The organism is Streptomyces sp. NRRL S-378 (genome assembly GCF_000720645.1).
Lineage (GTDB): Bacteria > Actinomycetota > Actinomycetes > Streptomycetales > Streptomycetaceae > Streptomyces.
The window spans coordinates 1-861 of the sequence record NZ_JOBX01000186.1 but is presented as its reverse complement, the minus strand read 5'-3'; the positions used below and the strand labels follow the sequence as shown (position 1 = coordinate 861).

At 79.2% G+C, this 861-nt stretch carries 1 protein-coding gene; it reads left to right on the top strand.

Going from position 1 to position 861, the window contains the following annotated elements; all coding sequences use genetic code 11:
• Nucleotides 1-611 precede the first annotated feature (611 nt).
• Entirely contained in the window at nucleotides 612-824 is a 213-nt protein-coding gene (locus tag IH80_RS45190) for a hypothetical protein (RefSeq protein WP_158943866.1), read from the top strand.
• The last annotated feature ends 37 nt before the right edge of the window (nucleotides 825-861 follow it).

The following is an 861-nucleotide window of genomic DNA, read 5'->3' as shown; positions in this document are numbered from 1 at the left end:
GCCCTACCCGGCCCTCGCCCGGTCAGCCCCGGCCGGCCCTCGCCCGGTCAGCCCCGGGTCACCCCCCCCCCGCACGGCGAAGGGCCCAGAGCCCTTCCCGCCCTGCCCGGAGGGAACCCCGCCGGCCATTCCCAGGGATCCCCGCCCGCCCGGCCATCTGCAGGGGTCTCCGTCCATCCCCGGCCATCCGTCTCACCCCGGCCGCCCTCCCACGTGGCAGGACACCGCCCGGCCGACCTCCCGCCCGGCCGGACTCCGCCCGGCGGGAAGCTCTGCCCGGGTGGTCCACCGGTCGGCGGGAAGCTCTGCCCGGGTGGGTCCACCGGTCGGCGGGAAGCTCTGCCTGGGCTGGTCCATTCGCCCGGCCCCCGCCCGGTCAGCCCAGGCCGGTCCCCGCCGCACGGCGAAGGGCCCCGAGCCCTTCCTCTCCCGCCCGGAGGGGAAGCTCCCCGCCGGCCATCCGCAACGCCCTGCCGCCCGGCCCGCCCCACGCCCCCGCCGCCATCCCCAGGGATCCCCGGCTGCCCCCGGACGGCCTCCCGCATGGCAGGACACCGCCCGGCCGCCCTTCCGCCCGGCCGGACTCCGCACCGGCGGGAAGCTCTGCCCGGGTGAGTCCACCGGTCGGCGGGAAGCTCTGCCCGGGCTGGTCCACCGGCCGGGCCACCAGCCGCCCGGCCGGCCACCACCTGTCCCCGCCCCGGCCGGCCACCACCCGTCCCCGCCCCGGGCCGGCACCGGGCCGTCCCGCCCGCCGGGCGGGGGAGTCCCTGGGCCGTCCCGCCCGGCGGGAGGTCCAGGGCCTGTCTCTTATACACATCTGACGCTGCCGACGAATAGAGAGGTGGAGATGTCGGTGGT